We start from the raw sequence: 22,393 nt of genomic DNA, 5'->3' as shown, positions 1-22,393 counted from the left end.
TTTTAACGCAAAGGAGCGCTGAGGTGAACGCGGAGGGACGCTGAGGAAGATTGATTATAATTAGGGCTTGCTGAAAATTAAATATGTGTTCTCCACAACCCTTGTAGAGACGCGATATATCGCGTCTCTATATGCGGATTCATACCTGAATTCAGCAACGCCCCTAAATCCCTACTAACTTGTCTAAAATAGCCCTAGCGCGAGAATCCTGTAGTCCTCCTGCTGTCCGATAAAAAACCTCCCATTCATCAGAAGTAATTTGTAAATACGATTTGTATTTATCTGCTGATGCTCTCAGCCTTTGTTTGTAATCTGGATAGGAATAGATTTTAAGGTAGCGTCCGCGATTACCTGTGCGGCGAACCTTTACTTTCCACTCACGATTATAGCTGTCACATAAAACTGTTTCTCCCAAATCATGTTTACCGCTATGGGGTGTCTTGTCGAATAATTTATTGGCATCTTGGGCGATTTCTTTACCAAGCCTATATAAATCTAATATCATTACTTTTTCCTCCAAAAATATTTCAAAACAGGGGTTTTAAATTTATTCTTTTAATCAGCTTATTTAATTTTTTGAGGTAATGCTACCCAAGAAATACGTAATTCAAATAAAGATTCATTATATATAGGACTCATATTTGATTTTTGAACAAAACTCAGTACACTTTTATTCCTTCTTCCCAGTCCCCAGTCCCTAGTCCCTTACCTCTACGAATGATTCACCAAATCAAATCGGATTGCTATAGGTTGAGGTTAAATTGAGTCTAAAGTCTCAACCCAACCTTAATTTTTTCACCAGTTTTTTCGCATTGTTAAGTGGAGCGTAACCCAACCTACGGGTTAAAATAAGTCAGTATCTAATACATAAGTAAGTTAGCGAGTCAATTATGCAAGAAATTTCCAGCTACAATCACGAACTTATCAACCGAATATCACCAATAGTAGAAAAGTTATTTAAAGCTAATAGTCTATATCTTGTAAAATTAAAAAAACAGGAGATGATTGAAATGTTGGTAGAATTATTTGCTCAATTTACTCCGGAAGAAATGAGAGCTATTAAAGATGATGACTTAACTAAGAGAATTGATAGTATCCTAATCTTAGATGCTATTTCAGGTACGTTAAATGATTTAACTCCAGAGCAAATCAAAATGTTCGATGAAGCAGTAAAGAGAAGATAGAAAGGGTGACTTATCTACTGGATACAAATATTGTTAGCTACATTTTAAAGAGAAAAAATACAACTGTAGAGAATAAACTGCGCGAAACACGCCGTTCAGGGCAAGATGTATTTATTAGCTGTATAACTTACTATGAAGTGAAAAGAGCACTTTTGTATGCCAATGCTACAAGTCAGCTAGCAGAATTTAATCTGTTTCACCAAAAATATCAAATTTTATTTATTGACGATATAGAAATTATAGAAAAAGCTTGCGAAATTCATGCAGATTTAAAGACAAAAGGTACACCAATACAAGATGCCGATATATTGATAGCAGCAACAGCAATTACACGCGGATTAATTCTGGTTTCTAATGACTCTGATATGTTGAGAATAGAGGGGCTAACTCTAGAGAATTGGTTGTGAAGTCTACTTTTTCTTTGTCTTTGGCGGTATCCTACGTCACTGGTAAGAGTTTTGGCAGTTCATTCATAGTGGAACCTTGCTTACTTCTGATGCTCAGGAGTCGCTATGAGCGATCGCCTGCAAATCAACGTGGGCATTATCCCATAGAATTGATGGGTCGCTATGAGTTAGTATGGTTCTTATCGGGCGGAAACTAAACGCCTGCTTTAGACAATAAGTCAAACAAAGCTCGTGACTTGTAGAGGCGATCGCGTTAGAATCTTGTCACGCTCTTCTCTTAAAAAAATAAGAAAAGCCCAGTTGGGGAATATAAAGCATGTTGTTCTAACGACATAGCCGGGAAATCCACCTTAAATTATGTAGCCGATCGCGGCTAAAAAATGTCAAAATAGTATATCTGTTCTACTCATTTCCAATTTAGACTCCTTAAATCCATATATTATTTAGAGGCAGGAATGGCTACTAACACCACTGATAATGCAGGGAAGCAAAAAGCCCTCAGCATGGTACTCACCCAAATTGAGCGTAGCTTTGGTAAAGGAGCAATCATGCGCCTCGGTGACGCTACCCGGATGCGTGTGGAAACGATTTCTAGTGGAGCGCTCACCCTGGATTTGGCATTAGGCGGTGGATTACCCAAGGGGCGAGTAATTGAGATTTACGGACCAGAAAGTTCTGGTAAAACCACTGTAGCCCTACACGCAGTCGCCGAAGTACAGAAAGAAGGCGGCATCGCTGCTTATGTTGATGCAGAACACGCCCTTGACCCCACTTATGCTGCGGCATTGGGTGTTGATATTGACAACTTGCTGATTTCTCAACCTGATACCGGAGAATCTGCTTTAGAAATTGTCGATCAACTCGTTCGCTCCGCTGCTGTTGATATTGTAGTTATCGACTCGGTAGCAGCATTGGTTCCCCGCGCTGAAATTGAAGGCGAAATGGGAGATGTCCACGTTGGTTTGCAAGCGAGATTGATGAGCCAAGCTCTACGTAAAATTACTGGAAATATAGGTAAGTCAGGTTGCACTGTACTTTTCATCAACCAGTTGCGGCAAAAAATAGGTGTCACTTACGGTAGCCCAGAAACTACCACTGGCGGTAATGCCTTAAAGTTTTACGCTTCTGTGCGTTTGGATATTCGTCGAATTCAAACCTTGAAAAAAGGCACAGACGAATTTGGCAACCGCGTCAAAGTCAAAGTTGCTAAAAACAAAGTAGCGCCGCCTTTTAGAATCGCGGAGTTTGACATTATTTTTGGTAAAGGCATTTCTACCATAGGTTGTATTGTTGACATAGCAGAAGAAACTGGTGTCTTGGTTCGCAAAGGAGCATGGTATAGCTACAACGGTGACAACATCTCTCAAGGTCGAGACAACGCCATCAAGTACTTAGAAGAAAAGCCGGAATTTGCTGATCAAATTAAGAAGCAGGTTCGTGAAAAATTAGAAATGGGGGCTGTCGTTTCAGCTAACTCTGTGAAGAAGGCAGAGGAAGATGAAGAGGATGAAATCGAAGAATTAGAAGGATAACACTTACAAGATTGCTAGGGCGTGTTTTGATACTCATTATGATCTCTTGTAGAGACGTAGCAGTGCTACGTCTCTACGACGATTTGGGGCTTAACTGAACGGTATTGAAATATAAACCAAAGTTGTGAAGTATGATATTGGAAAAAGCTTTTACTATTCATACTTCATTTTGTTATGAGTCCAGCAAATACACTACAACAATTGCAGACAGAATGGGTAACACCAGAAAATTTTCGTCGTTATGGGCAAGTTATTTTTGCCAGTAACGACGGGAAAACTTACGATACTGAAGATGTGGTGTTAAACCTGCAAAATGGAATTCCCCGCTTTTATATTATGCGGTTGCAACGCCGAGGGCGGAAGTTTGACAAAATTACTCGCCATATGCAATGCACTCAATGTTTGGGTTCTTTGTCAGGAAAGGATTGGTTAATTGCGGTTTGTCCTCCTGATAATAGTATTGATGAACCGGCTTTAGAAGAGATTGCAGCTTTCCGCATTCCGGGAAATTGTTTTATTAAGTTAGAGGTGGGAACTTGGCACGCAGGACCATATTTTGAGCATGAGTTTGTCGATTTTTATAATTTAGAATTGAGTGATACGAATGTGATGGATCATTTCACTCATGATTTTGTTAAGAGTCATCAATTAGAGTTTGAGATGGTGTAATAAGTGAATTTACTTTCAGGTCATTTGGCAGATTTAAAACAAAGTAATGCTTTGATGTTTTTTCTGCGTTATTCTTTGTCTCTGCGTCAAACTTCTTTTTAATAGACATATAGAACTAATATTTTATTTTTGAAAATATACGTAGGTGCGTTAGCGACGAAAGTATGGCACCCTTATTAAGGGTTTGGTGCATTACGAGAAGCGCTAACACACCCTACAAATACCTAATTTTGTTCAAAAATCAAACATGTCTATTTGATATTTTATGTTTTAGTCAACTTAATTACCTCCTTCAACACTGCTATAAACGGGAGAAACGCTGTTTTGTACCATCTTATTAGCTGCGTCTAATAAATACTCAAAATAAGTACGAGCAACGATAGATAACTGTTTGCCATTGGGGTAAACTATGTACCAACTTCGCTTAATGGGAAAGTGTTCTACATCCAAAATGGTTATTTCTGGTGTATTTGGCATTAAGGTATGGCGAGATAAAACAGAAATACCTAAACCACCAGCGATCGCTTGCTTAATCGCTTCATTACTTCCCAATTCCAGCTTGACTTTCACCTTGATGTCATGTTCCTCAAAAAGACTTTGCACAGCACGTCGCGTTCCCGAACCTGGTTCTCGCATAATAAAAGGTTCATTACTAAGACGTTGTATAGGAATATTCTTTTCCTTAGCCAGAGGATGATTTTCTGATGCAAAAACTACCAAAGGGTTATCTAAAAACGCCTGGAAATTTACATCAAGATGATCTGGCACTTGACTCATGATATACAAGTCGTCCAGATTGTTGATCATCCGTTCTAAAATACCTTCGTGATTAGTTACTTGCAAAGATATATCTATGCCAGGATAAAGTTGGCAAAATGGACCTAACAAACGCGGTACAAAATATTTTGCTGTTGTAATTGCTGCTAAACGTAATTGTCCTTGTTTTAGCCCTTTTAAATTTGCAACTTTCATTTCAAATTGGGCTATTGTCTCGAAAATTTGGCGGCAAGTTGCAAATAATTCTCTTCCCGCTTCTGTTAGAAATAAGCGCTTACCTACTTGCTCAAATAATGGCAAACCCACCGATTTTGTCAGTTGCTTGATTTGCATGGAGACAGTCGGTTGAGTGAGAAAAAGTTCTTCTGCGGCACGAGTAAAGCTACCATGCCGTGCCGCAGCCTCGAATACCTTCAACTGGTGCAGCGTCGCTTGGTTCAAGGGTAATTCTCCTGTAATAGCAATTTGTCGATATAAATTTAGTATCACGTAACACTCACAAATGATAGAGTGTCACACCCCTAAAAGCTATCAACGATAGTATATAGATTATTATCTATTATTGCTATCACAATATTTGTATTCTATTTATGTAAGTTAGAAGTTATTATCAAAATAACAAGCAAAGCGTAAGATGCCTTTCAGTCAACGTTGCACACCTTAAAGGTATGTTGCGAGGGTTATTAATTTATGTTCTATTAACATCATCACCATCGGTGTGTACAACGTTTTTTTCAACTTGAGGCATTTATTATTATTTGTTAGTTCTTGTTTGCTGCTTCGTAATATTTACTAATAACCACTAACTATTCTTCCACAATTTTTACAGGGAGTTTAGCTAAATCCGGCAAGCCGACCATTTCTATTTCGGCAACTTGTTCCTTGATATTCACTGGCAATCTTAAAGGTTCACGTTCTTCTATCCAGCAACTTGCAACTGGCAAGGTTTGCTCTAATTCATCCAGTGGTCGAGGAATCACCATCACAGCGTTTAACTCACCAATCCGTTCTGCTTCAAACATCCCAGCTTCCACTGCCACCGCAACGTTTGCCACACTGCCGCGAATAATCGCTGTACACAAACCCCCACCAATTTTTTCGTATGCGGCTAAGTCAACATTAGCAGCTTTCAACATGGCATCAGCAGCTCCCACCATTGCCGGAAAACCCCGTGTTTCTACTAAACCGATCGCTCTGTTACTCAAACGACTGTAGCCGTCTCCAGTAAATTGACTCATACGATTAGAGATGGGAAGCACTATATCTAAATTGGGGAAAGGTCGAGCAATCACTAAGCTAGAAACCAGTTGTCCAAATTGTTCAGCGGTTTGCACACCTGCTTCTACGGCAAGACGCACATCAGCGATGTTACCTCGAACGATCGCAGTACAGTGACCGCCACCGATTTTTTCATACCCAACTAAGTACACTCCAGCCGATTTCAGCATCATATCTGCCGTCCCCACTATTGCTGGAAAGCTGAGGGTTGATACTAAACCCAACGCGGTGTCTTGAAAATTATCTCGACGACGGGGTTGGCTGGTGCTAGCACGTTGATTATATGTTTCCATATGAGTCTTCCTAAATAATCGCGTATTCTGACAACTTACAATTAACACTTACTCAGAGCGATCGTCAGACTTCGGTTCACTTAATGATTGCCTATTTGGAAACAATGTGATCAATAGCCTTTGTATACTCCCTTGCCCATAAATTTGTGTACCGAAAATATTCGGGTCAGTGGAAGAAGTTTCTGAGTCTTGATTGGGATGCTCTTGAGAATTTGACTCTGTTTCCCCCGAATTTATCGGTGAAGGAATCTGACTTTCGGAATTATTTTTATCTTTCCCAGTCCCATTTTGAGACTCTAAATTAACAGAAGCAGGTTTAGTTGTGGATGGTTTTAATTCTTTTGTGCCAATCTCAGTTGGTGAAGTTAAGGCAGGACGCACAGTGGTGTCTCCCAAAACTGAACCGGGTGCAACTACTTGCCCTGGCTCCACTGAACAGTTAAAAACTGTTGTTGCTGAACCAATGCAAGCATTTACTCCTATTCTACCTGCACCAACCATTAAAAAACCGGCTCCCAGGCTTACTCCTGCTTCTATTTCTATTATTCCTGTATTGACTTGAAGAATTGACCCCATGCCAATACAGACACCAGGACCGATGACGATTTTGCTGTTTGTAGCCGCTTGGAGTATCACTCCTGGTGCGATTACCGCACTCGGATGAACAATCACCTCGCCACTAATATAAGAATCAAAGTTGGTATCTAGGCGCAGTGGCGGCACAGGCATAAAAATTGTAACCTTAGAAGCCGGAGTGGGGAGTGGAGGAGTAGGGGAGTGGGGGGAATTTAATGAGGGGAAAAGGTAAAGGTATGGAAATAAAGCGCTTTCCTCAGCGGGGTCGGTTTCCGTCCCGTTGACGTTTGTAAGAAGAGTTATTTAAACACGCTTAAAAGCATTTTCTTACCCTTTCCCCTTTCCCCTTTCCCCCTTTCCCCTCTTCAAAAAGTCCCCTTGTCCCCTTGTCTGTTTTATTACGGGCGTTGAATTACTGTTTCTAATACCCGACGCTTGTCTTTGGGATTAATGCCAATTAAGCGTACATATTCCCCTTCGTATTCTTTAAGGTATCCTTCCAAAGCGGCGATCGCTTCTCTGTCAGAATTACCCTGAATTTGACCACAGCTAGACCAAGAACCGGTGCGGAATCGGCGCTTGTCTACGTGTTCGGCGCTGATTTTGCTACCTTGAGCCATCAACTGCCGCAGTTGGTCTATCACTTCTGAGCTTAACCGACTGCTGGTCGCTGTATTTGATGTTTTAGAAGTGCTACTTGAGCTAGTTGCCACCGTCTGGTTATCGCTACCGCTAGGCTGTGCTACACTGTCATCCGGTCTTTGGATAATGCTTTCTAAAACTCGTTTTTTCGCTTTTGGTTCAATGCCAATTAAGCGTACATATTCCCCTTGGTATTCTGTAAGGTATCCTTCCAAAGCGGCGATCGCTTCTCTTTCAGAATTACCCTGAATTTGACCGCAGCTAGACCAAGAACCAGTCCGGAATCGGCGCTTGTCTACGTGTTCGGCGCTGATTTTGCTACCTTGATTGATTAGTTGCCGCAGTTGAGATACCACCTCTGAACTTAACCGGCTGTTTGCCTTAGTGGAAGTGCTGGTTGAGCTACTGCTACTTGCGACAAACTTATTACCCAAGCCTTGAGTTACATTGCCATCTGGTCTTTGGATGATGCTTTCCAAAACCCGCTTTCTGGCTTTTGGTTCAATTCCCACTAACCGGACGTATTCGCCGGTGTGTTCAGCTAGACAAGCTTCTAAAGCGGAAATTACTTCTCTTTCATTACTTGAGGCAATGGGAGTGCAACTTTGCCAAGAACCGGTACGAAACCGCCGCGCATCTACGTGTTCCATGCCAATTTTGTAGCCACCATTTAAAAGCTGGCGTACTTGCTCGATCGCTTCACCACTCAATGAAGTAGAACTCCCACTATAGCTACTACCACCAGAAGTAGTAGCACTTTTTACACCTAATTTAAGTGTTCCACCATTTTGAACAACACCATCTGGTCTTTGGATGATAGTTTCTAATACGCGGCGTTTGCCTTTGGGGTCAATACCAAATAGTCGGACAAACTCACCACTGTGTTCAGCTAGACAGCCTTCTAAGGCAGCGATCGCTTCACTGGTAGAATTAGTGGCGATCGGACTACAGCTAGCCCACGAACCAGTACGGAACCGCCGCGCATCTACGTGTTCCGTACCAATGTTATACCCTTGTTCTAAAAGATGCCGCACTTGTTGCACCGTCTCAGAACTCAAGTTAGAACTCGATACAGATCCGTTGCCAGTGTAGCTATTACTGCCGTTGGTTTTATATGAACTAGTCATTTCATTCCGAATGTTTCTAATACATTTGTTATCAGCAGCACAGAGATAACCCGATCTCAGTGCTTGATTTATACCTACTACATGATGAGAAAATTCCTTGTCCTGAACTTGCACATCTGGTAAGCGATCGGCTTGCTGCTGGTTAGTAATTATCGCTCCCGAAGGGACATATTTTCCAGGTGGAATTTCTACATCTTGAATCAAAGCGTGCATCATAACGATGCAACCATTTCCTACCCTGGCGTTAAACACCGTGGAGCGAAAACCAATAAAGCACTCATCCCCTACGTATGCAGGTCCATGAATTAAACACATGTGGGTAATGGAAGCATTTTTGCCAATCCATACCGAGTAAGAATTGTCATCATCACCAATTACTCTGCCTTGCTCTAACCCGTGAATCACAACACCATCTTGAAGATTGGTGTTCTCACTGATATGAAAAGGCGTACCTTCATCAGCTCTAATTGTAGTTCCCGGAGCGACGATTACATTCGCACCAATCCGCACGTCCCCAATAACGTCAGAAAATGGATGGATATACGCTGTTGGATCGATATTTGGCTCTGCCAAATTTCTTGACCACGGGGTTGGGGGAGCCGCTACGTTGCGGACTGCCATTCTAGATTCCTCCTAGCTTAAGCTTTTTGTCAAAAGTCAAAAGTCCATAGTCAATAGTTCAAAAGTCAAAAATATTGACTTTTGACCCTTGTACAGACGTTCCAGTGGAACGTCTCTACGACTCTTGACTCTTGACTACCGATACTGATCTTTTTTGCTATATATAAGGCGATCTTCAACGTAAACTGTATCAATTATCGCCACTACAGCTGCATCGACGGGACGCTGTTCATTGCCGAGAACTTGACGAGCGGCATTGCCACGACTGATAAGCACCCACTCATCAAATCCAGCACCGACACTATCAGCTGCCACCTCATATTCTGGCAAAATTTGCCCTTCTTCATTTATTAACTGCAACAACAGTAGTTTGAGTCCTCTAAGACTTGGATCTTTTTGTGTACTAACTACTGTGCCGCGAACCTTGGCAATTTGCATTACGCTCTTACGGTCTTCTGTTGAAAGGACGAATCGCGTTAACATCCTCCCGGAATTGCTCTACATCTTCTGTATAACGAATTGGTAGGACATATTCTAAGTTCTCGTGTGGACGAGCAATGATGTGAGTAGACAGAACTTGTCCCCCATTAACTCGCTTGACTGATTCAACTCCCGCTCCTACTGAAGCTTGCACTTCTGAAACATCTCCCCGAACAATTACGGTAACGCGACCACTACCGATTTTCTCATAGCCTACTAGGGTGACGCGGGCAGCTTTCACCATTGCGTCAGCAGCTTCCACTACTGCTGGAAAACCTAGCGTTTCTACCATTCCTACTGCAATTGACATCTTTTTTTAATCCTTAATTAAGTTTCACTTCAATGAACACAAACAGGTACTAGGCTGACAATTCGTCAATAGATGCATGATGCCTCTTTAACTAGTGCAGCGCTAGAAAAATAATTACACAGTCATAAACAGACAAAAAAGTAGTTTTTATAAGCATTTCTGCCTTGCGACTTCTGCCCTCTGACTTCACCATAGCTGCCTTCTAGCTTTTAAGTGCGAAACTGTTCTACAGCCTCGGTGTATCGAATCGGCAATACATATTCTAGGTTCTCGTGGGGACGAGCAATGATGTGAGTTGATAACACTTCACCACCATTTACTCTTCTGGCTGCTTCAACCCCAGCTGCAACCGAAGCTTGTACTTCAGACACATCTCCTCTTACAATTACGGTGACGCGAGCGCTACCGATTTTCTCATAGCCTACCAAGGTGACACGAGCGGCTTTTACCATCGCGTCGGCAGCTTCTACTAGCGCCGGAAAGCCTTTTGTTTCAATCATCCCAACTGCTATTGGCATCCCAGAATTCCTCAAAAATTAATGCAATTAGTACTGTAATCGGAAAATATTTACGGGAATACTCAGTTTGAGCTGTAAAAGCATTTCCCTTATTAAGCATAGAAAAGCTTTGCTTTTCTGGCAATATAAGTTCCTATAATAGTTTATGATAAGATAGTTTTAAAATTCTTAATATAAATTTATGTAGCGATCTCAGCAATCAAATTACACAGATTGCTAGAGCAACCACTTGTGTTTTATAATTTTTTAATTACATTTGTTCAATCTAAGTTAATAAAGACTGCTATTCCAAGTCCATGAGAATGACAAGCAGACTAAAGCTTTTGCTACGGCTGTCTTTGGTGCAATTTTGCTGTATATAAAAGTACGACAAGAAAAATAGATAAAATTATTTAATATACTATATAAATAGGCGATATGAAATAAAAAATAAAGGATAGAGAAATAAATGAAAATAATTAGATTTGATTATTAAATAAGATAATTTTAGGAAGATAAATAAAGGATATTATATTGAAAATAAAAACATTGAATGAAAAAAATCAGGAATAATAATTCGTTAAAGGAAATTTAAATGAATCAGTTTCTCTTCTCAACAAGTTGGTGTGTGCCTCTTTATGGCTTAATAGGCGCAATTTTAACTTTGCCGTGGGCAATGGGAATAATTAAGCGTACAGGACCAAGACCAGCAGCATATTTAAACATATTGACGACTGTATTCGCTTTTGTCCACACTCTATTTGTATTTATAGATATCTGGAATAGAGAACCAGAAACTTTTACCATCGCCTGGTTAAAAGTAGCAGATTTGGACTTATCCTTTGCCTTAGACATTTCACCAATAAGTATTGGGACATCATTTTTAATCACGGGATTAAGTCTGTTAGCACAGATTTATGCCTTAGGTTACATGGAAAAAGACTGGGCTCTAGCTCGTTTCTTTGCCATGATGGGATTTTTTGAAGCAGCGTTGAGTGGTTTAGCCATCAGTGACTCGTTGTTTGTCAGCTATACTTTGTTAGAAGTCTTAACCCTTTCCACTTACTTGTTGGTAGGGTTTTGGTATGCTCAACCTTTGGTAGTGACAGCAGCGCGAGATGCCTTTCTCACCAAACGGGTAGGAGATTTATTGCTGTTGATGGCAGTAGTGACGCTTTCCACAATGGCAGGTAGTTTGAACTTTTCCAATTTATATGAATGGGCGCAAACAGCAAACTTAAATCCGTTAACATCAACTTTACTGGGTTTAGCATTGATAGCAGGACCGGCTGGTAAATGCGCTCAATTTCCCTTGCATTTGTGGTTAGACGAAGCGATGGAAGGTCCCAACCCAGCTTCAGTAATGCGGAACTCATTGGTAGTAGCTGGTGGTGCGTATTTACTATTTAAATTTCAGCCAATTTTAGCGCTCTCGCCAGTTGCTTTAAATGCTTTGATAATTATGGGTACAGTTACAGCAATAGGTGCAAGCTTAGTGTCCCTTGCCCAAACAGATATTAAACGAGCATTATCCCATTCGACCAGTGCCTACATGGGATTAGTATTTTTGGCGGTAGGTTTGCAGCAAGGAGGTGTAGGCTTAATGTTGCTGTTGACTCATGCGATCGCTAAAGCACTATTATTCATGAGTTCGGGTTCAGTCATATTCACCACCCAAACCCAAGACTTGACAGAAATGGGTGGTTTGTGGTCGCGGATGCCGGCAACCACTACAGCTTACATCGTCGGTTCCGCAGGATTGGTATCGCTATTGCCATTAGGTAGTTTTTGGGCAATGCTGTCATGGGCTGATGGCTTTGTGGCGATTAGCCCTTGGGTGATTGGTGTATTGTTATTAGTTAACGGCTTAACGGCATTAAATTTGACACGAGTCTTTCGATTGGTGTTTTGGGGTGAGGCGCAACAAAAGACCCGTCGCACCCCAGAAGTCGGTTGGACAATGGCATTTCCAATGGTATCCTTAATAATACTCACGCTGTTAGTGCCTGTCATGCTACAGCAATGGTATCTCCTACCAACTTGGGAAAGTGTCAACTGGTATGTAGTATTGCTATTATTTTCATCCACCTTAGCTGGGGTCGGTACAGGATGTACAATTTATCTCCACAAAGGTTGGTCAAGATCAACAGTACTCGCTTGGAGATTTGTACAAGATTTATTGGGTTATGACTTTTATATTGACCGAGTTTACCGATTGACGGTAGTAGGTGCAGTAGCGCTACTTTCGAGGATTTCCTCTTGGAGCGATCGCTACATAGTTGATGGTTTAGTTAACCTAGTCGGCATCGCCACAATTTTTAGCGGACAAACTTTAAAATACAGCATTTCCGGTCAATCGCAAGGATATATGTTAACTATCCTTGCAGTCGTCAGCGTGCTAGGGTTTTTTATTAGCTGGTCATTAGGTCTATTAGACAAATTGCCGTTTTAAGAGTCAATAGTCAAAATTTATGGGGCATGGGGCAATGGGCATGGGGCATGGAAATTCTGAAACTTCTTTTTATTCCCCTTTCCCCTTTCCCAATGCCCGATGCCCAATGCCCTTTCCCCCTTTCCCCTTAACTAATTTGTGTCTATGCTCAGTGCTTTAATTTTGCTGCCGTTGTTAGGTGCGGCTTTAATTGGGTTTTTGCCCATAGCCATGAATGGGAAAATTTCCCGTGGGATGGCTTTAGTTTTTAGTGCGATCGCTTTCTTGTGGACAATTGTACTAGCTATTCAGTTTAATCCCGCACAAGTGACGCAACAGTTTGCAGAGATCATCCCTTGGGTAGATGTTTTAGGCTTGAATTATAACCTCGGAATAGACGGTTTGTCTATGCCCTTATTGCTGTTGAATGGACTTTTGACTTGTATTGCCATTTACAGCAGCGATGAATCTTTGCAGCGTCCTCGGTTTTATTACTCTTTGCTACTACTGTTAAATGCTGGGGTAACTGGAGCCTTTTTAGCACAGGATTTACTGCTATTTTTCCTGTTTTACGAATTAGAATTGATTCCCCTATATTTGCTAATAGCAATTTGGGGTGGACAACGACGCGGTTATGCAGCGACAAAATTCTTAATTTATACTGCTTTATCGGGAATTTTGATTTTAGCAAGTTTCCTGGGTTTGGTTTGGTTGAGTCATGCACCTAGTTTTGCTTTGGCAACCTTGAATGCGAAAGCGCTACCGTTGGGAATACAAATTTTATTGCTAGCGGGGATTTTGGTAGGTTTTGGGATTAAAATTCCTTTAGTTCCTTTCCATACTTGGTTGCCAGATGCTCACGTCGAAGCTTCTACACCGATATCTGTATTGTTAGCTGGTGTATTATTGAAGTTGGGAACTTACGGTTTACTACGGTTTGGGATGAACTTGTTACCAGAAGCTTGGAGTTATTTGGCTCCTTGGTTGGCAACTTGGGCAGTAGTGAGTGTGCTGTATGGTGCATCCTGTGCGATCGCCCAAAAAGACATGAAAAAAATGGTAGCATACAGTTCCATTGGTCACATGGGCTACGTACTGCTAGCTGCTGCTGCCGCTACACCTTTAAGCGTATTGGGAACAGTCATGCAAATGGTCAGCCACGGCTTAATTTCTGCACTGCTGTTTTTGCTGGTGGGAGTTGTGTATAAAAAAGCCGGAAGTCGGGATTTAGACGTACTCTCTGGACTCTTCAACCCAGAACGAGGAATGCCTGTAATTGGTAGCTTGATGCTTCTAGGGGTAATGGCTAGCGCAGGTATACCGGGAATGGTCGGATTTATTTCTGAGTTTATCATCTTTCGTGGCAGTTTCCCCGTTTTTCCGGTGCAAACCTTGCTATCAATGATTGGTACAGGCTTAACCGCAGTATACTTCTTACTTTTGCTAGACCGCGCCTTTTTTGGACGCTTATCTGTGCAAGTGATGAATTTGCCTCGTGTATATTGGAGCGATCGCCTTCCATCTGTAATATTAGCAATCTTAATTGTGATTTTGGGTATTCAACCTGCTTGGTTAGTCCGCTGGACTGAACCAACCATCACCGCAATGGTTAATGCTCAAAACGTAGTTGCAATATCTCCAGACAAAATCAAAGGTAATTGAGAAATGGATAATTGTTAGTGGATGGTGGTTAGTGGTTAATGGATGGTGATTAGTCGCTAGTAGTTAGTGGCTAGTCGGAAATTTAATTAACAACTATCACCCAACAACCATCAACCAAAAACCAACAACCATCAACCATCAACCATCAACCATCAACCATCAACCAACAACCAACAACTAACAGCAATGGTAACTCTTACAAACAAGCTTGCCAACCACCCACTTTCTAAATATATTGAACTTCTCCTTTTTGGAGAAGCATTACTTCCAGACAATCCCGAAAACGTATTAGAAGTAGTTGGCATTCTCAAAAGTTATGGCGTAGTTTTAGATGCTTACTCCAAAAATCTCATCTACATTGCCGAAAATCAATTTTTAATATTTTTTCCCTTTTTTAAATACATGAATGGGGAAGTTACTTTAAATAAATTATTACGTCATTGGTGGCATGACAGAATCAACTTTGAATATGCTGAATATTGTATGAGAGCTATGCTTTGGCATGGTGGGGGAGGGTTAGATGAATATTTAAATTCAGCAGAATTTGAAGAACGAGCCAAAGTTGTTATTAATGCCAAATTTCAAAATAATCCCTTGATGATGGGAGTTAACCAACTATTTCCTGACTTCTTAACAGAACAGTTGCGCGTAAGTTGTTATTATACTGGTTTGGGTCAATTTTGGCGAGTCATGGCTGATATGTTTCTCAATTTATCAGACCTTTATGACCAAGGCAAAATCAAATCGATTCCCCAAGTTGTCGATCATATTAAAGGGGAGTTGGTCGCAAATGCAAATAAGCCAATTACCTACTCTGTGAAAGTGCGGGATAAAGTTTATGAAATTATACCCCAAAGCGTTGGTTTAACCTTTCTTGCAGATACGGCAATTCCTTATGTTGAAGCTGTATTCTTTCGAGGAACACCTTTTCAGGGGACAGTTTCATATAATGCTCAAGCTTATCAAATTCCGGCAGATCAAGCACGATTTCAATATGGTGCTTTGTATGCCGATCCTTTACCCATTGGTGGTGCGGGTATACCTCCCACCTTGTTAATGCAGGATATGCGGCACTATCTGCCAGAGTATTTGCACGAAATTTATCGTCGCAGTCGCAGAGGTGAAGATGATTTGCGGGTACAAATTTGCATAAGTTTCCAAAAATCGATGTTTTGTGTGACTACAGCAACGATTTTAGGATTAATGCCTCATCCTTTGGATAGCCAAAATCCAGATGAGCAAAATGCTAATCAAGTGTATTTAGGAAAGTGGATGGATCGGCTACAAAATTCGCGCTTGTTGAATGTTAATCAGTAGTTGTTAGGCTTCCGGTTCAATGCCAAGCGATCGCAATTGAGCAGTTAGGCGATCGGCTCTTTGTCTTTCCTGTTCAGCCCGTTGGGATTCCTGTTCAGCTCTTTCCTCACCACTTAACAACAAATTACCTTGCAAATCCCACCAGCGTAACCAGGGTAATTCTGCATTCTGATATTCTCCCATCCATATGCCTAGCTCAACTCCTAAAGGTGCGATAAGATAATGTCCTCGTTCATTTGCTGCTAATAACTGATACTGTCCGCCAATGAATTCATATACTTCTACACTAGCTTTCTTGACTTCGTAAATAACATAGAAAGGAGGACGAATGACCTGCTCATAAATCCAAAATTTACCCGTCCAAGGGGTTTTGTCTCTTTCTTCATTTCCATTACCAGAGACAAATTCTAAGACAATCAATGGGGCGATAAATTCTCGCCATAACACATAAGAGCGGCGCGTTATCCCATCCAGCAAGGGGGGTACATTCGGGACATAGAACCAATCTGGTGCTTCTGCGCCTTTCTCTGGGGGGTCTGTCAAGCGCCAGTAAATACCTAAGTCCTGACCAATACAATATTGAGCATCAGGATGTAATTGTTTGAGGACGGGTGTAATCGAGTCAGTCAGTAAGATGCTTTGGGGATGCTCTTGCCAATTTTTCACGAAAGTACCATTAGACTCTGGTAGCTGCGTATGGTCGGGGAAAGGAGTAAGGGCAGTGGATGGATCGGTTGCAGAGGTCATAAGACTACCTTTGCAGGAGTAAGGGTTGTTTTTTAGTTTAGCAATGAAAAGGCAAAGGAGTGCGATCGCGCTTCTATAGACACTCTTTACTGGAAAAGATGTAGAGACTTAGCATTGCTACGTCTGTTGAGCATCTGGGTAGCACATATTAATTTCCACTAAAGAGTGTCTTATCTGTCAAGTCAAAATCGAGTTAGAATTCCTCAACATTCAAACTTGGTTCACCTGGATAAAACTCATTATCGATGATTTGCTCAAAGCTATAATTACATTCTGAGGGAAAGGTTTTCAAGGATAAATTAGTTTCTCCCATTGCTAAATCCCTACCGTTTTCATAAGCTGACTGTAAAGCATCTGGCAGGTAAGATTTTAGACTAGGATTATCTACTAATAATTTCATAGTTTCACGTCGCTGTAAGCGAATAGTTGCTAACCAGCTACGACTACGCCGTTCTGGTTGATACTCCCATTTTAGTAAATGCCCTAATAACACGCTCAGACGATTTCTCAATTCCTGGCGTTGTTGTTTCCCCAATGATTCTATTTCCTCAAGCAAATTTGGCAAGTCAATTTTGCTCCAGTTTTTGTGGCGTAATAACTCAGCTTGTTCTAGCGTCCAGGCGTAGAAGTCTGTTTCGTAGAGATTAGGCATTTTAATTGCCTGTATGCTTGTTATACCAATTCTATCACATACTTGTAATACAGCAGATTTCAGGTAAATCAAAATATATAAAACCCCTCTCCTTGTAGAGACGTAGCACTGCTACGTCTCTACGTACATTCGATTAAAGCACAATCTGCTGTAACTTTCTGATGTAAAAATGGGGTGGAAAAGGTTGTTAACAGGTAATAATTTTCTGCATTACCCATTGCCAACTGTATATTATGCAATTCCAACTAACTTGGCGCTCAAATCCCACAGCTTTTTAGCTTTGTTATCATCACTAGCTTCGTTAGAAACCTCTTGCACAAAAGATTTACGCCCTTCTTTCTGTCGATTTCCCCAACTCCAATACATCCCGGATTTATTATATTCGGGATTGGCGACAACTTCGGCAACGCGATCGCCTGCCAACTCTTCAGAGACAAATCCCCCAGTAATATTCTTCTGGAAGAGTGGAAAGATTTTCTGAAATAGCGGATAGTGATTGCGAAATAAAGCCGTAGTTGCTACACATCCAGGATACAGAGAACTGAAAACAATATTAGTTGACTCGTGATAACGCCGATGCAACTCTCGCATAGTCAAAACATTGCAAAGTTTGCTATCTTTGTAAGCTTTGCCTGATTTAAACTTCTTGCCGTTAATCATGGAAATCGGCGCTTTAAAACCTGCTTCAAAGCCTTGGAGTTCTCCTAAATCTGGAGGTGCTGGAATCGGAATTTTGCCTCCCAATTCCTTCGGATTTGCTGTCACAGTTCCCAAAATAATTAATCTTGGTTGCGAAGCTGAAGATTTTTTCAAATCCTCAAGCATCAAATTACATAAAAGAAAATGTCCAAGATGATTTGTCGCAACGCTCAACTCATAGCCGTCTTCGCTGTACAATGGCTCTTTTAATAAAGGCATATATACAGCAGCATTGCATACCAAAGCATCCAGAGATTTGCCGCTTTCTCGGAAGTTTTTCACAAACTGTCGCACACTTTCTAAGCTAGCTAAGTCGAGATGCATGATTGTGTAGCTGTCTTGCGACATTCCTACAGTTTTGGCAGCTTTTTCTGTCTTCGGGATATCCCGACATGCCATCACCACATGCCATTTTCCAGTTTGGGCAAGCGCTCTTGCAGCTTGCAAACCGACTCCTGAGGATGCACCGGTAATTACAACCGTTGACTGCCCATATTGTTGCATTCTCTTTAGACTCCCTTGACCGTCCTTAACTATCTTCAGGATCTCACATTTGTAACACTAGTAGAGACGTTCCACCGGAACGTCTTTACATCTGGAAATGCCGCAACTATGCGTTTTTGGCTATTTGCTAAGTGCTTTTACAAACATTTTTTTCTACTTATGCTATCCTTTTGGGAATCTGGACAATAAATATCATACCAAGGGGAGATGCCAGGTCTATGAAAATAATCCTCAACCTAGAAGCGGAATTATATTTTCAGCAAGGATTGCGCCAAAACAAAGCAGAAAAGTTTGAAGAGGCGATCGCCAATTTCGACAAAGCGCTTAGATGTAAGTCAGATTATCCGGAAGCCTTATCGCAAAAAGGTTTTGCCTTAGGTTGCTTGGGACACCACATGGATGCGATCGCTTGTTTTGACTTAACGTTAGAATTACGCCCAGATGCTTGCTGGGTTTGGCACAACCGCGCTATTGCTCTGGGGAAAGTAGAACGTCACAATGAAGCTCTCAACAGCTTTGACCGCGCTCTTGAATTCAACTTCAATTCCCCCACTATTTGGCACAATCGCGGTATTACCTTGTGCGACTTGGGACATTATGAAAAGGCAATTATCAGCTTTGAGCGCACTATAAACTTGCAACCAGATGCTTATTGGGCATGGAACAATCAAGGTAATGCCCTCAAACAATTAGAACGCTATGAAGAAGCTGTTAACAGCTACGATCGCGCTATTGAATTCGACCCCAACAACGTCATGGCTTGGCATAACCGAGGTGCAAGTTTGAGTAACTGGGGACGTTATGAAAAAGCAATTGTCAGCTTTGACCGCGTTTTAGCAATTCAACCAGATTATTATAAAGCTTGGTTAAACCGAGGCATAACTTGGGAAAAATTACAACGTTACTCTGAAGCGATCGCTAGTTACAATCGTGCCATTGAATTGCAACCCAACGATCACATAGTCTGGTACAACAAAGCTCGCTGTTATGCGTTACAAAATAATATCGAAAGCGCAATTGAAAACTTACAACAAGCAATTATTATCTGTCCAGAACAATATTTGCACACAATCCAAACTCACTCAGATTTTGACAAAATCCGTGACGATGGACGCTTTCAGGCTTTAATCCAACAACCAAATTACGACGGTGCCCAATAGCGATCGCAATTTTAGTTTCCTGCATCCTCTCCGCATTCAAAGATGAGCTTTCAAGATGATTCTGGCTGCTTGGGTTGCTCAAGAAGATTGCTTTGTTTGATAGGAATCTCAATTACAAATTCTGTACCTTCACCAGGTGCAGAGATACACTTAATTTTTCCTCTATGCTTATCTACTATAATCTGATAACTAATAGATAATCCTAAGCCAGTACCTTTGCCTACTGGCTTAGTAGTAAAAAAGAAGTCAAAAATTCTATTTTTGATTTCTTCCGTTATTCCTATTCCACTATCTTGTATACTAATAATTACATATTTTTTGTCTTTCATTTTAGTATGGATAGTAATAGAATTCCTGTAATTGTTAACTACTCCTTTTAAATATTCTCTTTCTTGTTCTCGTAAAGCATCAATAGCGTTAATAAGGATATTCATAAATACCTGGTTTAGTCCTCCCGCATAACATTCGATAAAAGGCAAATGACCATAATTTTTTATAATTATAATTTCTTGTTGAGGATGCTTTCCTTTAAGATGATGCTGCAAAATTAATAATGTACTATTAATCCCTTCATGGATATCAACAGATTTAATTTCTGCTTCATCAAGACGTGAAAAGTTCCGTAAATTTAGCACAATTTTACGGATGCGGTTAGCACCAACTTCCATTGAGGCTATAATTTTTGATACATCTTCTATAATAAAATTGAAATCTATTTCATCAATAAACTTATCTATTTTGGGGTGAGAAAAACCTTGTTGCTGATATAGATTAATTAAAGTTAATAATTGCTGAGTATATTGTTTAAAGTGTATTAAATTGCCGGAAATGAAATTAATTGGATTGTTGATTTCATGAGCAACACCAGCAACTAGTTGACCCAACGATGACATCTTTTCACTTTGAATTAGCTGTACTTGAGTCTGTTGTAACTCTTGTAGTGTCCGTTGTAATTGGATATTTTTTTGATTTAATTTTTCTGTTCTTGTCGCAACTTGTATTTCTAAATTAGAATTAGCTTCTTCTAAAGCAGCCTGAGATATTTTTTTAGCTGTCAGATATTTTTGCAGTAAATTTAATACTAAAAGCCATGTAGGAATCAGAATGAATAAACTTATCATAGAAACTAGAAATGCCCAAAACATTCTTTGGCGGTATTTAGTAATTTTCTGCTGTAAAGAAAGTGAAATATTATGGTTTCTTTGAGTAACACCATCAGCATAAATCTGTTTTTGCATCTCATAACTGCGGCTGGATAATAAAAGCTGCGCTGCGTCCTTTTGTTTGTTTCTAACTAAGTTAAAAGATTGGTATTCCATTGATACCAAACTTTTATTAGCTGCATCAATTTTTTTAGTATTATCGTTTTTATATGCATTAGGAGCTAGTTTAATAGATTCTTTGATTGCAGCATCAAGTTGAGGTTCAAATTGACGATAGCGTTGCTCCCAAGCAACATTCCCTGTTGCTGCGTTCATCCGAGCAGACATAGTTAAGACTTCATCGAAATAAGTAATTTGATCGCTCAGTTTTTGGAGTTTAAATTCGTTTTGAATAATACTATCGAAATTATAATACGCTTGCCAATTCAGCCAATTTTGACAAATAAACAAGAGTAGTGTTAGTGCTACTGTTACAGCTATTAGTTGAGATGGAACAAATTTTAGCTTAGAAAGTAGACGCATTTTCATAGTGTTATTTTAAATATAGTCTAATTTCACTGCTCATCCAAGCAGTTTTAGATCCTTACTTCTAGTATTCCCTAATTAAGAAAATTTTTAACACCACTTTTCTTTATTTACAACATTCATTTACATTAGAAGGCATAAATAAAGTTTGTACTAAGCGTTAAAACGTTTACTACGAATGGCAGACACTCTTACAGTAGTGACAATCACGCAGCACAATTTAGCCCCACCAAGGAGTTTCAATAATTCTTATTAAGTTCGTAGTGAGCGATTTATCGCTCAATTTAAGGGCTAAAGCCCTTACTACGAACTTATCAAAGATTCAGGTAAATGAAGTACATATATAAAACCCCTCTTCTTGTAGAGACGTAGCACAGAATAGTCTGTTACCTGTATTCGATATGCTGTATCAAAGATGTAGAGCGATCGCACGGGAGATCCTTCCATTGGTAAAAAATATAAAAATTGTTTTGATTGCGTTAGTTATATGCTTAAAATGGGAAACATTGGTATTAAAAGCTCTGTCTTTAATAAGTAGACAATAACACCAACTGTATTGACCTATTAGCCATACTCCTTCGAGGATTAATCCTAAATCGAACACAGTAGAAGTTATGCGTAAACATAAAACGGGTGCTCAAAAGTCATTACTTACACTACTCTTAGGCATTAGCCTCACTACCATTTCCCTTTTATCAATTCAACCATCAACAGCACAAACTGAAGCATCTGACGCTCCTTTAGAACTAGAATTATTGGACAATCCAAAAGGTGTAATTACAGCTAACACCATTAACCAAGGGCAATTGACTATTCCTAGTTTATGGTGGGCAAAAGAAAACTCTGAGAACAAGTTGCTAGATAACTGGATAGCATATCCAGCAGAAGGGACACAACCTGCACGAGTCGATGTTATTGTCAACCAGCAATATTGGAGTATTTTAGACTATTTAGAACGATACAATTTCGTGAATCGTGTCGGCAGCCTTGCCAAGAATTACGGTTACAATATCCGGGTTTTCAACTATCAACAAGAACGTTTAGCAACTTATACTTGTAACTTTAATACAAGTCCAACTTTATGTAGGATAGATTTCAATAATCAAAATAAGCTAGGGTTACGGCGCTCTTCATAGAAAA

The 22,393-nt window shown here is 40.3% G+C and carries 24 protein-coding genes; 10 read left to right on the top strand and 14 right to left on the bottom strand.

The window, feature by feature from the left end; translation table 11 throughout:
- Positions 1-163: 163 nt before the first annotated feature.
- Entirely contained in the window at positions 164-505 is a 342-nt protein-coding gene (locus TOL9009_RS0124295; protein ID WP_029635362.1) for a hypothetical protein, read from the bottom strand.
- 385 nt (positions 506-890) lie between these two features.
- Here TOL9009_RS0124295 and TOL9009_RS0124290 point away from each other — a divergent pair, with 385 nt between their 5' ends.
- From TOL9009_RS0124290 to TOL9009_RS0124275, 5 genes are all read left to right on the top strand, one after another.
- Entirely contained in the window at positions 891-1,184 is a 294-nt protein-coding gene (locus TOL9009_RS0124290) for a hypothetical protein (protein ID WP_029635360.1), read from the top strand.
- Positions 1,185-1,189: 5 nt separating this feature from the next.
- Positions 1,190-1,591 (top strand): type II toxin-antitoxin system VapC family toxin, encoded by a 402-nt coding sequence (locus TOL9009_RS0124285; protein ID WP_029635358.1) that lies wholly within the window; start codon positions 1,190-1,192, stop codon positions 1,589-1,591.
- Complete coding sequence (locus tag TOL9009_RS46140; RefSeq protein WP_144238330.1) at positions 1,588-1,788, top strand: hypothetical protein; 201 nt, start codon at positions 1,588-1,590, stop codon at positions 1,786-1,788. Before TOL9009_RS0124285 ends, TOL9009_RS46140 begins: the two co-directional genes overlap by 4 nt.
- A 258-nt stretch (positions 1,789-2,046) precedes the next feature.
- Positions 2,047-3,123: a recombinase RecA gene (gene recA / locus TOL9009_RS0124280; RefSeq protein WP_029635356.1), complete on the top strand. Its 1,077-nt coding sequence runs from the start codon at positions 2,047-2,049 to the stop codon at positions 3,121-3,123.
- A gap of 174 nt (positions 3,124-3,297) precedes the next feature.
- Complete coding sequence (locus TOL9009_RS0124275) at positions 3,298-3,792, top strand: ureidoglycolate lyase (protein ID WP_029635354.1); 495 nt, start codon at positions 3,298-3,300, stop codon at positions 3,790-3,792.
- Between the two features lie 279 nt (positions 3,793-4,071).
- Here TOL9009_RS0124275 and TOL9009_RS0124270 read toward each other — a convergent pair whose 3' ends face one another.
- The 8 genes from TOL9009_RS0124270 to TOL9009_RS48530 all read right to left on the bottom strand — a co-directional run bounded on the left by TOL9009_RS0124270 (position 4,072) and on the right by TOL9009_RS48530 (position 10,538).
- Positions 4,072-5,010, bottom strand: coding sequence for a LysR family transcriptional regulator (locus TOL9009_RS0124270; protein WP_029635352.1), 939 nt, complete (start codon positions 5,008-5,010; stop codon positions 4,072-4,074).
- Positions 5,011-5,375: 365 nt separating this feature from the next.
- Positions 5,376-6,140, bottom strand: coding sequence for a BMC domain-containing protein (locus tag TOL9009_RS0124265; RefSeq protein WP_029635350.1), 765 nt, complete (start codon positions 6,138-6,140; stop codon positions 5,376-5,378).
- Positions 6,141-6,188: 48 nt separating this feature from the next.
- Complete coding sequence (locus TOL9009_RS0124260) at positions 6,189-6,869, bottom strand: LbetaH domain-containing protein (RefSeq protein ID WP_029635348.1); 681 nt, start codon at positions 6,867-6,869, stop codon at positions 6,189-6,191.
- 245 nt (positions 6,870-7,114) lie between these two features.
- Positions 7,115-9,106: a ribulose bisphosphate carboxylase small subunit gene (locus tag TOL9009_RS0124255; protein WP_029635346.1), complete on the bottom strand. Its 1,992-nt coding sequence runs from the start codon at positions 9,104-9,106 to the stop codon at positions 7,115-7,117.
- Between the two features lie 135 nt (positions 9,107-9,241).
- A complete protein-coding gene (locus TOL9009_RS0124250) occupies positions 9,242-9,544 on the bottom strand; it encodes a EutN/CcmL family microcompartment protein (protein WP_029635344.1) in 303 nt (100 codons plus the stop codon).
- A gap of 7 nt (positions 9,545-9,551) precedes the next feature.
- Positions 9,552-9,896 (bottom strand): carbon dioxide-concentrating mechanism protein CcmK, encoded by a 345-nt coding sequence (locus TOL9009_RS0124245; RefSeq protein ID WP_029635342.1) that lies wholly within the window; start codon positions 9,894-9,896, stop codon positions 9,552-9,554.
- 209 nt (positions 9,897-10,105) lie between these two features.
- Positions 10,106-10,414 (bottom strand): carbon dioxide-concentrating mechanism protein CcmK, encoded by a 309-nt coding sequence (locus TOL9009_RS0124240; RefSeq protein WP_029635340.1) that lies wholly within the window; start codon positions 10,412-10,414, stop codon positions 10,106-10,108.
- Positions 10,389-10,538, bottom strand: a complete 150-nt coding sequence (locus tag TOL9009_RS48530; RefSeq protein WP_221928654.1) for a hypothetical protein — start codon at positions 10,536-10,538, stop codon at positions 10,389-10,391. Before TOL9009_RS48530 ends, TOL9009_RS0124240 begins: the two co-directional genes overlap by 26 nt.
- A gap of 450 nt (positions 10,539-10,988) precedes the next feature.
- Between TOL9009_RS48530 and TOL9009_RS0124230 the strand changes: the two genes are divergently transcribed.
- The 3 genes from TOL9009_RS0124230 (at position 10,989) to TOL9009_RS0124220 (ending at position 15,803) form a co-directional block, all read left to right on the top strand.
- Positions 10,989-12,845 carry an NAD(P)H-quinone oxidoreductase subunit F gene (locus TOL9009_RS0124230; RefSeq protein WP_029635338.1) on the top strand — a complete coding sequence of 619 codons (1,857 nt, stop codon included), beginning with the start codon at positions 10,989-10,991 and terminating at the stop codon, positions 12,843-12,845.
- Between the two features lie 144 nt (positions 12,846-12,989).
- A complete protein-coding gene (locus TOL9009_RS0124225) occupies positions 12,990-14,486 on the top strand; it encodes an NADH-quinone oxidoreductase subunit M (RefSeq protein ID WP_029635336.1) in 1,497 nt (498 codons plus the stop codon).
- Between the two features lie 186 nt (positions 14,487-14,672).
- Positions 14,673-15,803, top strand: coding sequence for a CO2 hydration protein (locus TOL9009_RS0124220; RefSeq protein ID WP_029635334.1), 1,131 nt, complete (start codon positions 14,673-14,675; stop codon positions 15,801-15,803).
- A 3-nt stretch (positions 15,804-15,806) separates the two neighbouring features.
- Here TOL9009_RS0124220 and TOL9009_RS0124215 read toward each other — a convergent pair whose 3' ends face one another.
- From TOL9009_RS0124215 to TOL9009_RS0124205, 3 genes are all read right to left on the bottom strand, one after another.
- On the bottom strand, positions 15,807-16,550 hold the full coding sequence (locus TOL9009_RS0124215) for a Uma2 family endonuclease (RefSeq protein ID WP_029635332.1): 744 nt from the start codon (positions 16,548-16,550) through the stop codon (positions 15,807-15,809).
- A gap of 193 nt (positions 16,551-16,743) precedes the next feature.
- Complete coding sequence (locus TOL9009_RS0124210; RefSeq protein WP_051503016.1) at positions 16,744-17,202, bottom strand: DUF29 domain-containing protein; 459 nt, start codon at positions 17,200-17,202, stop codon at positions 16,744-16,746.
- Between the two features lie 231 nt (positions 17,203-17,433).
- On the bottom strand, positions 17,434-18,405 hold the full coding sequence (locus TOL9009_RS0124205; protein WP_029635328.1) for a protochlorophyllide reductase: 972 nt from the start codon (positions 18,403-18,405) through the stop codon (positions 17,434-17,436).
- A gap of 218 nt (positions 18,406-18,623) precedes the next feature.
- Here TOL9009_RS0124205 and TOL9009_RS0124200 point away from each other — a divergent pair, with 218 nt between their 5' ends.
- Positions 18,624-19,565: a tetratricopeptide repeat protein gene (locus TOL9009_RS0124200; RefSeq protein ID WP_029635326.1), complete on the top strand. Its 942-nt coding sequence runs from the start codon at positions 18,624-18,626 to the stop codon at positions 19,563-19,565.
- A gap of 50 nt (positions 19,566-19,615) precedes the next feature.
- Here TOL9009_RS0124200 and TOL9009_RS0124195 read toward each other — a convergent pair whose 3' ends face one another.
- Both TOL9009_RS0124195 and TOL9009_RS47705 read right to left on the bottom strand, forming a co-directional pair.
- Positions 19,616-21,256, bottom strand: a complete 1,641-nt coding sequence (locus TOL9009_RS0124195) for a sensor histidine kinase (RefSeq protein WP_398344914.1) — start codon at positions 21,254-21,256, stop codon at positions 19,616-19,618.
- Between the two features lie 300 nt (positions 21,257-21,556).
- Positions 21,557-21,700 carry a hypothetical protein gene (locus TOL9009_RS47705; RefSeq protein WP_186227640.1) on the bottom strand — a complete coding sequence of 48 codons (144 nt, stop codon included), beginning with the start codon at positions 21,698-21,700 and terminating at the stop codon, positions 21,557-21,559.
- Positions 21,701-21,867: 167 nt separating this feature from the next.
- Here TOL9009_RS47705 and TOL9009_RS0124190 point away from each other — a divergent pair, with 167 nt between their 5' ends.
- Positions 21,868-22,389: a hypothetical protein gene (locus TOL9009_RS0124190; RefSeq protein ID WP_051503015.1), complete on the top strand. Its 522-nt coding sequence runs from the start codon at positions 21,868-21,870 to the stop codon at positions 22,387-22,389.
- Positions 22,390-22,393: the final 4 nt, after the last annotated feature.

Source organism: [Scytonema hofmanni] UTEX 2349, assembly GCF_000582685.1.
Lineage (GTDB): Bacteria > Cyanobacteriota > Cyanobacteriia > Cyanobacteriales > Nostocaceae > Hassallia > Hassallia hofmanni.
Note: the sequence above shows the minus strand (reverse complement) of the source record. Positions and strands in the feature narration are given on the sequence as shown.

What these genes read in the sequence shown, in the direction of transcription:
- TOL9009_RS0124245 (WP_029635342.1), bottom strand. Translation starts at nt 9,896, where the DNA reads ATGTCAATTGCAGTAGGAATGGTAGAAACGCTAGGTTTTCCAGCAGTA.
- TOL9009_RS0124205 (WP_029635328.1), bottom strand. Translation starts at nt 18,405, where the DNA reads ATGCAACAATATGGGCAGTCAACGGTTGTAATTACCGGTGCATCCTCA.
- TOL9009_RS0124250 (WP_029635344.1), bottom strand. Translation starts at nt 9,544, where the DNA reads ATGCAAATTGCCAAGGTTCGCGGCACAGTAGTTAGTACACAAAAAGAT.
- TOL9009_RS0124230 (WP_029635338.1), top strand. Translation starts at nt 10,989, where the DNA reads ATGAATCAGTTTCTCTTCTCAACAAGTTGGTGTGTGCCTCTTTATGGC.
- TOL9009_RS0124195 (WP_398344914.1), bottom strand. Translation starts at nt 21,256, where the DNA reads ATGAAAATGCGTCTACTTTCTAAGCTAAAATTTGTTCCATCTCAACTA.
- recA (WP_029635356.1), top strand. Translation starts at nt 2,047, where the DNA reads ATGGCTACTAACACCACTGATAATGCAGGGAAGCAAAAAGCCCTCAGC.
- TOL9009_RS0124255 (WP_029635346.1), bottom strand. Translation starts at nt 9,106, where the DNA reads ATGGCAGTCCGCAACGTAGCGGCTCCCCCAACCCCGTGGTCAAGAAAT.
- TOL9009_RS0124210 (WP_051503016.1), bottom strand. Translation starts at nt 17,202, where the DNA reads ATGCCTAATCTCTACGAAACAGACTTCTACGCCTGGACGCTAGAACAA.
- TOL9009_RS0124225 (WP_029635336.1), top strand. Translation starts at nt 12,990, where the DNA reads ATGCTCAGTGCTTTAATTTTGCTGCCGTTGTTAGGTGCGGCTTTAATT.
- TOL9009_RS0124265 (WP_029635350.1), bottom strand. Translation starts at nt 6,140, where the DNA reads ATGGAAACATATAATCAACGTGCTAGCACCAGCCAACCCCGTCGTCGA.
- TOL9009_RS0124240 (WP_029635340.1), bottom strand. Translation starts at nt 10,414, where the DNA reads ATGCCAATAGCAGTTGGGATGATTGAAACAAAAGGCTTTCCGGCGCTA.
- TOL9009_RS47705 (WP_186227640.1), bottom strand. Translation starts at nt 21,700, where the DNA reads ATGGAAGGATCTCCCGTGCGATCGCTCTACATCTTTGATACAGCATAT.
- TOL9009_RS0124295 (WP_029635362.1), bottom strand. Translation starts at nt 505, where the DNA reads ATGATATTAGATTTATATAGGCTTGGTAAAGAAATCGCCCAAGATGCC.
- TOL9009_RS0124215 (WP_029635332.1), bottom strand. Translation starts at nt 16,550, where the DNA reads ATGACCTCTGCAACCGATCCATCCACTGCCCTTACTCCTTTCCCCGAC.
- TOL9009_RS0124220 (WP_029635334.1), top strand. Translation starts at nt 14,673, where the DNA reads ATGGTAACTCTTACAAACAAGCTTGCCAACCACCCACTTTCTAAATAT.
- TOL9009_RS0124200 (WP_029635326.1), top strand. Translation starts at nt 18,624, where the DNA reads ATGAAAATAATCCTCAACCTAGAAGCGGAATTATATTTTCAGCAAGGA.
- TOL9009_RS0124260 (WP_029635348.1), bottom strand. Translation starts at nt 6,869, where the DNA reads ATGCCTGTGCCGCCACTGCGCCTAGATACCAACTTTGATTCTTATATT.
- TOL9009_RS0124190 (WP_051503015.1), top strand. Translation starts at nt 21,868, where the DNA reads ATGCGTAAACATAAAACGGGTGCTCAAAAGTCATTACTTACACTACTC.
- TOL9009_RS0124290 (WP_029635360.1), top strand. Translation starts at nt 891, where the DNA reads ATGCAAGAAATTTCCAGCTACAATCACGAACTTATCAACCGAATATCA.
- TOL9009_RS0124275 (WP_029635354.1), top strand. Translation starts at nt 3,298, where the DNA reads ATGAGTCCAGCAAATACACTACAACAATTGCAGACAGAATGGGTAACA.